Here is a 12,540-nt window from a genome sequence, read left to right on the forward strand (position 1 = left end):
TTTCAGGGCCGCCGAGACCGGTTCGGTCCTCCGTTTGGCTGGAGCCCGCGCCCGGTCGGCGCCGCCCCTGCCGCTCCTTGTCGCAAGCCCTCGAAACGCTGCGGCGACACCCTATCTTGCCCGACGTGCAAGCGGCGCCGCGGCCTGCCTGGGCCGGCCGCGGGCGAAAGCACGCTCCCGCGCCGCGACGCCGGCCGGGCAGGGTGGGAGCTTTCGGCGCGGCCGGCGATCCCAGCAAGAGGAGAAGCACCATGGCACGTCATTCCCTCGTTCCCTTCGGCGGTAGCCACCTTATGGGCGGCGATCCGTTCGTCTCGCTCCAGCGCGGCATGAATCGCCTGTTCGAGGACGTGTTCCGCAACGCTGGCATGCCGGCAACCGGCACGGAGGGAGGGCAGGAAGTCGGCCTGCTGATGCCGCAGATCAACGTCTCCGAGACGGAATCCGAGGTTCGCATCACGGCGGAGCTGCCGGGCGTGGCCGAGAAGGATGTCGATGTGACGCTGGACGACGACGTGCTGACCATCCGGGGCGAGAAGCGGATGGAGCAGAAGGAAGACAAGGAAAACTATCACTTCGTCGAGCGGTCGTTCGGCCGCTTCATGCGCTCGATCCGACTGCCGCAATCGGTCAACCGTGACCAGGTCAAGGCGAATGTCGAGAACGGCGTGCTGACCATCGTCCTGCCGAAGAACGCGGCGCAGGAAAAGACCCGCCACATCCCGGTGAAAAGCGGCCAGAGCACGGGCCGCGACACCAGCCACTGAGCGCGCCCGCACCCGACGCCGCCCGATCCGGGGCGGCGCCGGGATTTTGGCCCCGCGGGCCTTACATCCGCTCGATCTTGCCGACCAGTTCGTCGCGCAGTCTCTCGACATCCGCATGAAGGTTCTCGGGAACCCGGGGTTGCCCCACCCCACGGAGATCCAAGAAGCTCGCCAGCCGCACCAGGGATTGCACGGTCTCGCCGGCATAGTGGAGCGCCAAAGCCTCATGATAGACGGCCCGCCAGACCAGGTCGGATTCGACCACGGCGGTAGAGGGCGAGAGGCGGATCTTGGCCCGGCAAAGCCGCGCGGCGGCCCGGAAATGGCGCCCCGCCCCCGGATAGTCGGCCCGGTGGATCATCATCAGCATCGCGAGATAGTAGGTCGAGGCGGCGATACAGAGCGGCCAGCGGGCGCCGAACTGCTCCGATGTCTCGAGATCCTCGATCACGGGCGCTGCATCCGCGAGATCCGGGGTGAAGACCGTCTCGGCCAGCGCGTAGTTTCCGCGATCCATGGCGCTCCGGAACAGCCGGTAGCGAAGCCCGGTCGCCAGCGGCGTGCCGGGTGCCGTCCGATCGAGGGCTCTTCCCAGATGGCGCTCCAGAAGCTCGGCGAACTCAGCCGGGGATCGATGGTGGAGCCGCAGCGGCTGCCGCGAGGCGTAGACCAGCAGGCTCGGCGCGCTTCGGTCGACCTCGACATGGACGAAGCCGGCTGCCTTGAGGGCGTCGGCCAAGGCGGCGTCGCTGAACAAGATGGTGTGGGCGCCCGGCGAGAGGAGCGCCAGCAGCGAACTCGGATCGGTGCGGGGATGAATGCGATCGGCATCCGGGGTTGTCAGGATCAGCACGCCGTCATGCGCGAGATAGCTCGCCAGAATGTCGATGAATTCGTGCGGGTCCTGGACGTGCTCGATCACCTCGGAACAATGCACGATGTCGAAGCGGTCGGCCGCATCGGCATTCCGATTTGCGAAGTCGTTGACGATGTCGAGCTTCAACTGCTGCCGCCCCAGTTCGCCATAGCGCGAAGGCTCGAACCCCCTGACCTGCCAGCCGGAGATGTCGCGGATGGCCGCCATCCCGAAGCCAAAGCCGCAGCCGATGTCGAGCAGGCGGCCGGAACTTCCGTCTGGAATGGCGCGCAGGATGTTTCGTGCGATCAGGTCGATCGCGGCGTTGAGTTCCACATAGTCGCGGAACCGAAGATCCGTTGATGTGTGCCGGGTGTAGTCGATCTGCGGAAACGGACGGTAGGTAAATGAAAGGCAGTTGTCGCAGCGATAGAGATGGAGCGGCTGACCTGCGTCTTCCGCCGATTGGGTATTGCCGACGGTGAGCAGATGCGGCTTCGGGCCGGGATCTGCGCAGACGGGGCAGGCAAAGGTTACGGGTGGCGATTGGCCTTGGTGGAATCGAAGGGTCAAATTTCAGTCCTTCACAACGGCGTATCTAGGACGGCCGTTTCGGGCGTTCAGCTGGAACCATGCGACGGATAGGCCTTGCCGTTCTGGAAGGAGGCGTCGCGCTGCAGCGGCCAAGCGACGGCATCTTCACTAAGGTCAAATGTCTTGCGGGCTAGGATCCAGGCGCTGACCATACCGTCATGCAGTTGGAACTCCAGCATCGGCCCCGATCGAACCGAGGGATGCGCGAGCATCCTGACCGGATTGATCATCCCGGCAGCGATCACCTCGAAGCCCATGGCAGGCGAAAAGAGGATCTTCAGGCCCTCGCTCGACATCCGCCAGAAATCGTTCGGCATCTCGTGGATCGGAAACGAGTGGGGCACCTGGTGCAGGGTAAGGCCGCCGATCTTCATGACCTTGTTGATCTCTTTCGCCACCAGCCACGGGCAGGCGAGGTGCTCGATCACGTCGAAGGAGCAGACGCCATCCAGACTGCCGGCCGGCACGTAGTCGCTGAGAAAATGCGCATCCCCCACGATGTCGACGCCCGGCGCCTTGTGGATGTCCAGCCCGACGAAGGTGCATTCTGGCGCGAATCTGTCCGCGTTCAGGACGGCGGACGGGCCGACAGCGCGCGCCCCGATTTCCAGGACCGCGCCGCCCGTTCGTTTCATCTCTGCGATGAACGGCTCCACCGGGATGCCGGCATCGCTCGCGGGCGAGAAGAGCGGATGCCCCGGGGCGAGGCCGGCTACGTCGAATTCCAGCGTGCCGTGGGTGGTCTCGACTTCCAGCGTGACGGGCCGAAACGGGGCGCAGGGCAAATAGACGGCGAAGCCGCAGCGGGTCGAGGCGAGCGCGGGAAAGAACTGCAGGAGGTCCGGGCGATCGAAAAGCTCCGTCGCCGTCGCGCGGTATTCGCCGCTACGGACGCGTATGGCTTTCGGTGACGTCAGATAGGCGTGCGCCCAGCCTTTCACGTAAACGCCATGCAGATCGCACCACAGCGCATCGATCATGTGGAAAGCGTATGGGTCTAGCGCCGGGTTCTTTGCGGTCATGGCCATCGATTCAATCAGCGTTGCATCGCGCACTCTCTGGACCGGGCGGGGTAGCAATCGCCAGCGAATTTTCATAACGCTTCACATTGGACAAGGGGGTGATGAAGCTTGTCTTTCCGGGAGCCATGTATGACGACCATCACGATCGCGACGATCATCCCGCTCTATAACGGGAGCGCTTTCATTCGCGATGCGTTGGAGAGCGTCCTGGCACAGTCCTGGCTGTCCGACGAGATCATCGTCGTCGACGATGGCTCGAAAGACGACGGCCCGGCGATCGTCGAGGCGATGGCGAAGGTTCATCCGATCACACTTCTCAGGAAGCCGAATGGCGGCCAGTCGTCGGCGCGAAATTTCGCCGCCGAGCACTGCCGGAGCAGCCATATCGCCCTGCTCGACCAGGATGACATCTGGTATCCGGATCATCTCGTGACGCTCCGGCAGCCTTTCATCGATGCGGCCCCGGAGGATAGGCTCGCCGTCGTCTACGGCAACCTCGATCACGTCGACGAGGACGGGAAGATGGTCGCGCACAACTGCCTCGACATCTTCTGTTCGACGCATCCCAAGACCACGCTGCGACAGTGCCTGCAGGAAGACATGTTCATCCTTCCCGGTGCCTCCCTCATCAAGAAGTCGGCGTTCCTCGCGGCGGGGAAATTCGATGAAAGGCTGTCCGGCTACGAGGATGACGACTTTTTCCTGCGCTTGTTCCGAGAGGGCTATCGCAGTGTCTATGTCGACCATGCGGTGACGAAGTGGCGCATTCATGCGGGATCGACCTCCTACAGCCTGCGCATGGCCGTCTCGCGGATGATCTATTATCGGAAGCTGGTCGAAACCTATCCCAACGAGCCGAGGCTGCATCAGTTCTGGGTGCGGGACCAGATCGCGCCGCGATTCTTCCGTTCCGTCGTGGGCGATTACATCAATGGCTCCAAGGCCGGTGATATGCTGCGCATGGACCGCTGCTGGGCCGATATGCGCGACATCGCGCCAGAACTCCCGCGTCGGCCGCGCCGGCGATTCCGCCGCGTCGCGCCGCTGATCGATCTCGTCCATCGCGCCCGCTTCACCAACCTGGCCCGGATGCTGCTCCGCTATGCCATCTCCGATCGCAGGAAGGCCAGGGTCGCGCTTCCGCGATAGGTCACCCCGGACGGCGGGTGACCTTCACTCGATCCGGTTGCCGGAATCCGGGTCGAACAGGCTGATCGAATCCGGCTGGATCGACAGGCCCAGCGTTTCGCCGGTCGCGACCGTCAGCTTCGGGCCGAGGCGGGCGGTGATCGTCTGGTTGCCCAGCGCCAGCACGACCAGCGTGTCCGGCCCCGTCGGTTCGACCACGTCGATCGTGCCGGTGAGGTCGGGAGCGGCGCCATCGGCCTGGAACGATTCCGGCCGCACGCCCAGCACCACCTTGCGGCCGAGCAGGGCATCCAGATTGGCGGCGACGCGCGGCAGGCGAATGCTGGCCGGATTGTTGCCATCCGTCGTGAGCCCGACATGCTCGCCATCGCGGACCAGCGTGCCGGTGATGAAATTCATCGAGGGCGAGCCGATGAAGCCGGCGACAAACATGTTGGCCGGCTTTTCATAGGTGGTCATCGGGTCGGCGAGCTGCTGGATGACGCCGCCCTTCATCACGGCGATGCGGGTGCCGAGCGTCATCGCCTCGATCTGGTCGTGCGTCACATAGACGACCGTGGTGCCGAGCCGGTTGTGCAGGCGCTTGATCTCGGTGCGCATCTCGGCGCGGAGCTTGGCGTCGAGGTTGGAGAGCGGCTCGTCGAACAGGAACAGTTCCGGCTCGCGCACGATGGCGCGGCCCATGGCGACGCGCTGGCGCTGGCCGCCGGAAAGCTGGCCGGGCTTGCGGTCGAGCAGATGGTCGACCTGCAGCATGCGCGCCGCGCCGTCGACGGCGCGCTTGCGCGTGTCTGTTTCCACGCCGCGCATTTCGAGGCCGAAGCCGATGTTCCGCTCGACCGGCATGGTCGGGTAGAGCGCGTAGGACTGGAACACCATGGCGATGTTGCGGTTCTTCGGATGGACGTCGTTGACCCGCTTGTCGCCGATCCGGATGTCGCCGGCGGTGGGCGTTTCCAGCCCGGCGATGATGTTGAGCAGGGTGGACTTGCCGCAGCCCGACGGCCCCAGCAGCACGAGGAACTCGCCGTCTTCCAGCTTCAGGTCGATGCTCTGCAGCACATCGAGGGCGCCGAAGCTCTTGCGTACGCCGTTCAGCGTCAGTGTCGACATGGTGGTGTCCTCAACCCTTGACCGCGCCGGCGGTGATTCCGTGGACCATGGTCCGCTGCACGATGGCGAACAGGATCATGACGGGGATGATGCTGATGATGCCGCCGGCGGCGAGCACGCCCCAGGGCAACTGGAATTCGCCGACCATCAGCTGCAGGCCGACCGGCCAGGTGCGCGAGCCCTGGCTGGTGGTCAGCATCAGGGCGAACAGGAACTCGTTCCAGGCCGCGATGGCAACGAAGACGGAGGTGGCGACGAGGCCGTTGCGGGCGAGCGGCAGCACGATGCGGATCATGGCGCCGATCCGGGTGCAGCCGTCGATGCGGGCGGCACTTTCCAGCTCCTTCGGCGCCGCGTCGAAGAAGCCCTTCAGCATCCAGACGAAGAGCGGCAGCAGGAAGCTCGTATAGGCGAGCGCCAGGCCGAAGCGGCTGTCGAGCAGGCCGACGCCGCGCATCAGGATGAAGAGCGGGATGATCATCAGCACGGCCGGGAACATGCGGATGACGAGATAGCCGAGCATCAGCGCGCCGCGGCCGGGATAATGGAAGCGCGAGAAGGAATAGGCGGCGAGCGTGCCGGTGATCAGGCAGAGCACGACGGTGGTGGCGGTCACGACGAAGGAGTTGAACACCAGCGTCGGGAAGCCGGACTGGGTCCAGATCGTGACGTAATTCTCGAAGGTGATGCGCTTCGGGATGTACTGCATCGTCTGGGTGACGATGTCGGCCTCGTATTTGAGCGAGGTGAGCAGCGTCCAGAGAAGCGGGAAGATGCAGAAGACCGTCAGGGTCAGCAGCACCGCATAGGTGGCGATGTTCCAGCCGAGACGGGCGCGACGGCTTGTCGTGATCATGGGCTGGTCCTCAGTCCTGGTTCACTTTGGAGACGCGCACATAGGCCCAGGCGAAGACCATGAGTAGCACGAACATCACGACCGAAAGCGCGCCGGCATAGCCGAAGTTGAAGTCCTTGTAGGCCTTCTGGAACGCGTAGAGCGACAGCACCTGGGTCGACTGGCCCGGCCCGCCGCCGGTGAGGATCAAGAGCAGGTCGGGCGAATTGACCAGGCCAATAACGCGGAGAATCACCGCGGCGGCGATCACCGAGCGCAACATCGGCAGCGTGATCAGGCGCAATTGCCGGATCGGGCCGGCGCCGTCGACCGAGGCCGCCTTGTAGAGATCGTCCGGAACGCCCTTGAGGCCGGCGAGCAGCAGCAGCGCGAAGAACGGAAAACCGTGCCAGGCCTCGACCAGGATGGCGGCGCCGAGCGCGGTCGAGGGATCGGCGAACCAGGCCTTGTAGGTTTCCAGGAAGCCGAGTCGGACCAGGATGTCGTTGATGACGCCGAGGCGCGGATCGAGCAGCAGCGCCCACATATGGCCGGCGACGACATTCGGCAGGAAGTAGGGCAGCAGGATCAGCACGCCCATGATCTTGGTGCCGGGCAGGTTGCGGTTCAGCGCCAGCGCCGCGAGCAGGCCGAGCCCGAATTCGATGACGACGGCGAAGGTGACCCAGACGGCGGTGTTGCGCAGCGACAGCCAGAAGACCTTGTCGTTCCACATGGCGACATAGTGCTTGAAGCCGACGAAGCCGGTGCCGAGATCCGGCCGGTTCAGCCGCATCTGGCGGAAGGAGAGCTGGAAGCCGTAGACGGTGGGATAGAGCACGACGGCGAGGATCAGGATCGCGCTGGGGACCAGCAGCAGATACATCCAGTACCGGGTTTCGGAGAGACGGCCGAGCGCCGCCGCCGGATCGAGCCGCCGCCAGAGGGAGGGGGACGGCCCGGAAAGGGCTGACATGCGTTCGGCCATCGGTCTTGTTTCCTCAGACGATCGCGAGCGCGGTGCGCTCCAGATGGTTCCAGTCCGGCTCGAAGCCGAGGCCGGCCGTCTCCGGTACGGTGATGAAGCCGTCGACGACGGGGAGTTCCGCCATGGTGGCAAGGCCGGCGATCTGCGCGCTCGACATGACGAGCTGCTCGTAGAAATCATTGTTCGGGATGGCGCCGCAGATATGTGCGTTGGCGACGCCCATGCCGTGCACCTGCGCCCGCATGCCATGCGATTCCGCCAGATGCGCCACCTTCATCGCGCCGGTGATGCCGCCCTTGTAGAAGGAGGAGGTGCGCATCATGTCGAGCGCGCCCATGCCGATCCAGGTCGCGGCGTTCCAGTGGCAGCCATCCGAGGTCTCGGCGGCGAGCACGGGGATTTCGAGCTGTTCGGTCAGCTTCACATAGCTGCGCAGGTCGAATTCGCGCATCGGCTCCTCGTACCAGAGGAAGCCGGCATCCTCGAGCTGGCGGCCGAACCAGAGCGAGGTGACGAAGTCCCAGCCGGCCGAGCCGTCGAACATCAGCTGCGCGTCGTCGCCGGTCCATTTGCGCAGATTATGCGAGAGCTTGGCGTCCTGCTTGGCGTCGCCCCAGGCATGCAGCTTGAAGGCGGTGAAGCCGAAATCCATGCATTCCTTGATGTGGCGCTCATACTCTTCCATCGTGTTCCAGGTGACGGTCGAGGCATAGGCGGGGACGCGGTTCGAATTGCCGCCGAGCAATTGGTAGAGCGGCAGGCCGGCCTTCCGGGCCTTGAGGTCCCAGGCGAGCTGGTCGATCAGGCCGAGATGGCGCATGTGCAGTTCCTCGATCCGGTCGATCTCCCAGATCCTGGTCCAGAGCCGCTCGGTCATCAGCGGGTTTTCGCCGATCAGCGATTTCAGGCGGCGTCGGGTCAGGCTGGCGACCGCCTCGCCATCGCCGATCCTGATCGCGCCGGTGATCCCTTCGTCGGTATCCATGCGCAGGATCGCCGATTTCGGGCGCTGGTCCAGCGGCGTGCCGTCGCCGGAGCCGGCCAGGCCCGTGCGCCAGCGGAACGGATATTGCGGGTGGTCGTCCTCGACGATGTAGGCGCGGATGTCGGTGATTTTCACGAGGGGCTCCCGGCGTGATCGGCACGCCTTGTCCGAATGGCGACAGCGAAAAAGGGGGGGGGCGGGGCGCAGCGACCGGAACGACAGGCGGTTCCGGCCGCGGATGCGCGGCCGGCTCTGCGTCGGGCGCCTCGAGGCGTTACTTGGTCTCTTCGAGGCCGGCGATCATCTCGTCGACGGCGTCTTCCGCCGTCATCTGGCCGATCAGCACCTTCTGGAAGGCGGCGAGCACCGTGTGTTCCGACCAGCCGGCGATGCCAACGAAATTGGCAGGCAGGCGGCCGAAGGAGAGCGTCTCGACGGCCGGTGCATAGAGCGGATTGCCGGTGATGCGCTCGTCCTGGACGACGGCCGCATTGGCGGGGAAGTAGCCGGTCTTTTCCAGGAAAGCGATGGCCGGCTCGGCCTGGCCCCAATAGGAGATCCAGTCCCAGGACGCGTCGGCGTTCTCTTCCTTCATCAGCCCGTTATAGAGATAGGCGAGGCGGGCTACCCGGGCGGCGGGACCGGCGGGGATCGCGAAGGTCTTGAACTCGACGCCCGGCTTGAGCGCGGCCGAGATTTCCTGGAACGAGCCGGTATGGTGCCACACCATCGCCGTCTGGCCCGTGCGGAACGCTTCCATGATCTGGCGATAGCCATCGCCCGGCGCGCTGGGCGGCACGACCTTCTCGGTGGTGAACAGGCCGGCATAGAACTTGACCGCCTCGATCGCCTTGTCGCGGTCGAGGCCGATGTTGCCCTCCGCGTCGATCACCGGGGCGCCGAAGGATTCCATCATGTCGAGCACGTATTTCTGGCCGCCGGCGCCGCCGCGCATGCCGAAGCCGAAGCGGCCCTTGGCCGGATCGGTCATCTTCTTCGCGATGTCGACGAATTCGGCATAGGTGGTCGGCGGGCCGGCGATGCCGGCTTCCTCGAACCAGTCGGAGCGATAGTAGCCCCAGTCGACGAAGGCGAAGGCGGGAACGCCGTAGATCTTGCCTTCCTTCGAGATGCCGGCCCAGCGATCGGCGGGGAAGTTCGCCTTTTCCGACCAGCCATCGACGCGGGCCGTGATGTCGACCAGGCCTTCCATCGCCAGCATGTCGGCCAGGCGCTCGGCTGTCACCATCGTGGTGTTGGGCCGGCTGCCGGAAACCACGGCGGCGGTGAACTTGGCCATGAACTCGGGGTTCGGGATGTTTTCCTGCGTCACCACGATTTCGGGATTGGCCTTGGCGAAGGCCTCCATCACCGCCTTCAGCCCGGCGAATTCCGCCTGGCTGGTGAAGTGGTGCCAGTAATTGATGTCGGTGGCGGCGAACGCGCGCATTGGCGCAAGGGTGGCGGCGGCGGCCAGCGCGGCGGTGCCGGCCATCAGGCTGCGGCGCGTGATGTTGGCGATCATTGGTTCCTCCCAGATCGGCACGTCGAATGCGTGAGATTGGCCGCCTCTCCCGCAACCAAAACCCAGAACTGATTATTCACATAGCCACTCTGATAGCAACAGGGTGTCTGTTTCATATATGAAGAACGTGCTATGGATACCGTCGCAGGAGGATCTCGAGTGATGGCGCAGGCGGCGGAAGCTCCCACCAAATTGAGTCAGATCGCGTATCAGCGCTTCAAGGAGGCGCTGTTCTCGCGCCAGATCCCGATCGGCGCGACGGTTTCGCAGGGCGAACTGGCGGAGCTCCTGCAGGTCCAGACCGGCGCACTGCGCGAGGCGATGCAGCTTCTGGAGAAGGAGGGCTTCCTCACCGTCCTGCCCCGGTCCGGGATACGCATCGTCAAGCCCGACATGAGCCATCTGAAGGACTGCTTCCAGATGCGGCGGGCGCTGGAAGGGGAGGCGGTCCGCCGCTTTGCCGAGCGCGTCACGATGGGGGAGCTCGCCGACTGGCGGGCCCGGCATGAGCGGATCATCGATCTGGCGCATGGCGGGACCGTGGAATCGGCGCTGATCGAGCGCTCCACCGAGGTCGACCAGGCTTTTCACACCGCCCTGTCGGAGAGCACGCGCAACCCGCTGATGATCTCGGCCCATGTTCACATGATGGAACAGATCGGCGTCATCCGGCTCGACAACATGTACATGCTGTCCTCGCTCGCGATCATCCAGACGATGCAGGAGCATCTGGCGGTGCTGGCCGCGCTCGAGGCGCGGGATCCGGATGCCGCCGCTGCCGCCATGGACGCGCATCTGGCGCGCGCGATGCATCGGGCGATGGGTCTGTAGGGCAGTCCGCCGCTGCGCCGCACCGTGCCCGCGGGCGCCTCGGCTTCCGGGGCGGAAAAGGTCGTTCTTCCCGAATCTGCAAGAGAGAAGAAAGGATTGTGAGCTAGCCTCCGCCCTGGCCGATGGCGTGATGTGGCGTCGCTCAAGCGCTTCCGATCCTCAGTCCGGCAGCCGGAGAGACCGCATCATCCCTTGATGTGTGCTTCCAGGACGGAACCCAGCGCGATGAAAAATCTGACCATACGTCAACGCATAATCGGGAGCTTCGCAGCCGTCCTGGCGGTGATGTCGATCATGGCAGGGCTCGCCTTCGTGTCGCTCGTCCGCGCCGAGACCGAGGCCACTGCCATCGAGACCAACACCATGCCGGGGCTGTTCTACAGCCTTCGCATGCGGGCCGGCTGGTTCGAAGCGCAGGCGCTGGTGCAGGATCTGGCGCTTTCCGACACGGACGCCGGCCGAGACGCGGCCGTGGTCGCCATCAACGCGAATGAGGAAAAGCTGCGCGGGTTCATGACGAGCTATGAAGGCTCGATCGATTCCACCGAAGACCGCGACAACCTCGACACGGTGAAGCGCCTCTCCGAAATCGTCTTCGCCAAGAGATCGGATCTCGTCGCCATGACGCGGGGCGGCCTGTCGGACGACACCCTGGCGCGGCAGCGCTCGTCGATCAAGACCGATGTCGAGCCGGCGATCGTGGCGGTGCAGGACGCCCTGCGCAAGATGGTCGACTACAACAAGAACAAGAGCGATTTCGCCACCCAGACGATCCTTGCCAACGCGCATGCCGGCAAGCTGATCCTCATCGTCAGCTTCGCGTTCACCCTCGCTTTGTCGCTGCTGCTCGGCTACTGGCTGTTCCGCGCCGTGATGGGCCCGCTCGGCAAGCTGGTGGCGGCGGTCGAGGTCATGCGCCGGGGCGATTTCAGTCAGCGCGCGACGCTGAACCAGCGCGATGAGTTTTCCACGCTCGCGGACGGCTTCAACGGCATGGCCGACGACCTCACCGGACTGATCGGCCAGGTGCAGAAATCCGGCATCCAGGTCAATACCTCGATCACCGAAGTCGCCGCCACCTCCAAGCAGCAGCAGGCGACCGCCAACGAGATCGCCACCACGACGACGGAGATCGGCGCCACCGCCAAGGAGATCTCCGCGACCTCGAACGAACTCGTCCGCACCATGAACGAGGTCTCGACCGTGGCCGAGCAGACGGCGGGGCTCGCCAATGGCGGCCAGGCCGGGCTGCAGCGCATGGAAGCCACCATGCGCCACGTCATGGAGGCGGCCGGCGCCATCAACGCCAAGCTGGCGATCCTCAGCGAGAAGGCGGGCAACATCAACCAGGTCGTCACCACCATCACCAAGGTGGCCGATCAGACCAACCTGCTGTCGCTCAACGCCGCCATCGAGGCGGAGAAAGCGGGCCAGTACGGTCGCGGCTTCGCCGTGGTGGCAACCGAGATCCGCCGCCTCGCCGACCAGACGGCCGTCTCGACCTATGACATCGAGCAGATGGTCAAGGACATCCAGTCCGCCGTCGCCGCCGGCGTCATGGGCATGGACAAGTTCTCCGAGGAAGTGCGCCGCGGCATGACGGAAGTGCAGCAGGTCGGCGGACAGCTATCGGATATCATCGAGCAGGTGCAGGGCCTGGTGCCGCGCTTCGAGATCGCCAATGAGGGTATGCAGGCGCAGGCGACCGGCGCCGGCCAGATCAGCGATGCGCTGTCGCAACTGAGCGAGGCGGCGCAGCAGACGGTCGAGTCGCTGCAGCAGTCATCGATCGCCATCGACGAGCTCAACCAGGTGTCGAGCGGGCTGCGCAACAGCATCACACGGTTCAAGCTGCGCGCCTGACGGCGGAAACGG

11 protein-coding genes are annotated in these 12,540 nt (G+C 64.9%); 4 read left to right on the forward strand and 7 right to left on the reverse strand.

Annotated features, from left to right (window positions below; translation table 11 throughout):
- Positions 1-251 precede the first annotated feature (251 nt).
- Positions 252-767, forward strand: a complete 516-nt coding sequence (locus OSH10_RS22360) for an Hsp20/alpha crystallin family protein (RefSeq protein WP_266334894.1) — start codon at positions 252-254, stop codon at positions 765-767.
- 61 nt (positions 768-828) lie between these two features.
- Here OSH10_RS22360 and OSH10_RS22365 read toward each other — a convergent pair whose 3' ends face one another.
- Both OSH10_RS22365 and OSH10_RS22370 read right to left on the reverse strand, forming a co-directional pair.
- Positions 829-2,196 (reverse strand): class I SAM-dependent methyltransferase, encoded by a 1,368-nt coding sequence (locus OSH10_RS22365; protein ID WP_266334896.1) that lies wholly within the window; start codon positions 2,194-2,196, stop codon positions 829-831.
- 47 nt (positions 2,197-2,243) lie between these two features.
- Positions 2,244-3,239: a methyltransferase domain-containing protein gene (locus OSH10_RS22370; protein ID WP_266334898.1), complete on the reverse strand. Its 996-nt coding sequence runs from the start codon at positions 3,237-3,239 to the stop codon at positions 2,244-2,246.
- A gap of 129 nt (positions 3,240-3,368) precedes the next feature.
- Between OSH10_RS22370 and OSH10_RS22375 the strand changes: the two genes are divergently transcribed.
- Positions 3,369-4,388, forward strand: coding sequence for a glycosyltransferase family 2 protein (locus tag OSH10_RS22375; RefSeq protein WP_266334900.1), 1,020 nt, complete (start codon positions 3,369-3,371; stop codon positions 4,386-4,388).
- Between the two features lie 24 nt (positions 4,389-4,412).
- Here the strand turns inward: OSH10_RS22375 and OSH10_RS22380 are convergent, their stop codons facing one another.
- The 5 genes from OSH10_RS22380 to OSH10_RS22400 form a co-directional block, all read right to left on the reverse strand.
- Positions 4,413-5,501 (reverse strand): ABC transporter ATP-binding protein, encoded by a 1,089-nt coding sequence (locus tag OSH10_RS22380; RefSeq protein ID WP_266334902.1) that lies wholly within the window; start codon positions 5,499-5,501, stop codon positions 4,413-4,415.
- Between the two features lie 10 nt (positions 5,502-5,511).
- On the reverse strand, positions 5,512-6,357 hold the full coding sequence (locus OSH10_RS22385; RefSeq protein WP_266334904.1) for a carbohydrate ABC transporter permease: 846 nt from the start codon (positions 6,355-6,357) through the stop codon (positions 5,512-5,514).
- 10 nt (positions 6,358-6,367) lie between these two features.
- Positions 6,368-7,324, reverse strand: a complete 957-nt coding sequence (locus tag OSH10_RS22390; protein WP_266334906.1) for a carbohydrate ABC transporter permease — start codon at positions 7,322-7,324, stop codon at positions 6,368-6,370.
- Between the two features lie 13 nt (positions 7,325-7,337).
- Positions 7,338-8,444 (reverse strand): enolase C-terminal domain-like protein, encoded by a 1,107-nt coding sequence (locus OSH10_RS22395; protein ID WP_266334908.1) that lies wholly within the window; start codon positions 8,442-8,444, stop codon positions 7,338-7,340.
- A gap of 139 nt (positions 8,445-8,583) precedes the next feature.
- Positions 8,584-9,834: an extracellular solute-binding protein gene (locus OSH10_RS22400; RefSeq protein WP_266334910.1), complete on the reverse strand. Its 1,251-nt coding sequence runs from the start codon at positions 9,832-9,834 to the stop codon at positions 8,584-8,586.
- A gap of 192 nt (positions 9,835-10,026) precedes the next feature.
- Between OSH10_RS22400 and OSH10_RS22405 the strand changes: the two genes are divergently transcribed.
- Together OSH10_RS22405 and OSH10_RS22410 are read left to right on the forward strand one after the other, a co-directional pair.
- Positions 10,027-10,665 (forward strand): GntR family transcriptional regulator, encoded by a 639-nt coding sequence (locus OSH10_RS22405; protein WP_266334912.1) that lies wholly within the window; start codon positions 10,027-10,029, stop codon positions 10,663-10,665.
- Between the two features lie 225 nt (positions 10,666-10,890).
- Entirely contained in the window at positions 10,891-12,528 is a 1,638-nt protein-coding gene (locus OSH10_RS22410) for a methyl-accepting chemotaxis protein (RefSeq protein ID WP_266334914.1), read from the forward strand.
- The last annotated feature ends 12 nt before the right edge of the window (positions 12,529-12,540 follow it).

The sequence above is a fragment of the Kaistia defluvii genome (assembly GCF_026343955.1).
In the GTDB taxonomy this organism is placed as follows: domain Bacteria; phylum Pseudomonadota; class Alphaproteobacteria; order Rhizobiales; family Kaistiaceae; genus Kaistia; species Kaistia defluvii.

Bases quoted from the DNA above. Each gene is read 5' to 3' on its own strand.
- OSH10_RS22360 (WP_266334894.1), top strand. From the start codon at position 252: ATGGCACGTCATTCCCTCGTTCCCTTCGGCGGTAGCCACCTTATGGGC.
- OSH10_RS22370 (WP_266334898.1), bottom strand. From the start codon at position 3,239: ATGACCGCAAAGAACCCGGCGCTAGACCCATACGCTTTCCACATGATC.
- OSH10_RS22375 (WP_266334900.1), top strand. From the start codon at position 3,369: ATGACGACCATCACGATCGCGACGATCATCCCGCTCTATAACGGGAGC.
- OSH10_RS22380 (WP_266334902.1), bottom strand. From the start codon at position 5,501: ATGTCGACACTGACGCTGAACGGCGTACGCAAGAGCTTCGGCGCCCTC.
- OSH10_RS22385 (WP_266334904.1), bottom strand. From the start codon at position 6,357: ATGATCACGACAAGCCGTCGCGCCCGTCTCGGCTGGAACATCGCCACC.
- OSH10_RS22390 (WP_266334906.1), bottom strand. From the start codon at position 7,324: ATGGCCGAACGCATGTCAGCCCTTTCCGGGCCGTCCCCCTCCCTCTGG.
- OSH10_RS22400 (WP_266334910.1), bottom strand. From the start codon at position 9,834: ATGATCGCCAACATCACGCGCCGCAGCCTGATGGCCGGCACCGCCGCG.
- OSH10_RS22410 (WP_266334914.1), top strand. From the start codon at position 10,891: ATGAAAAATCTGACCATACGTCAACGCATAATCGGGAGCTTCGCAGCC.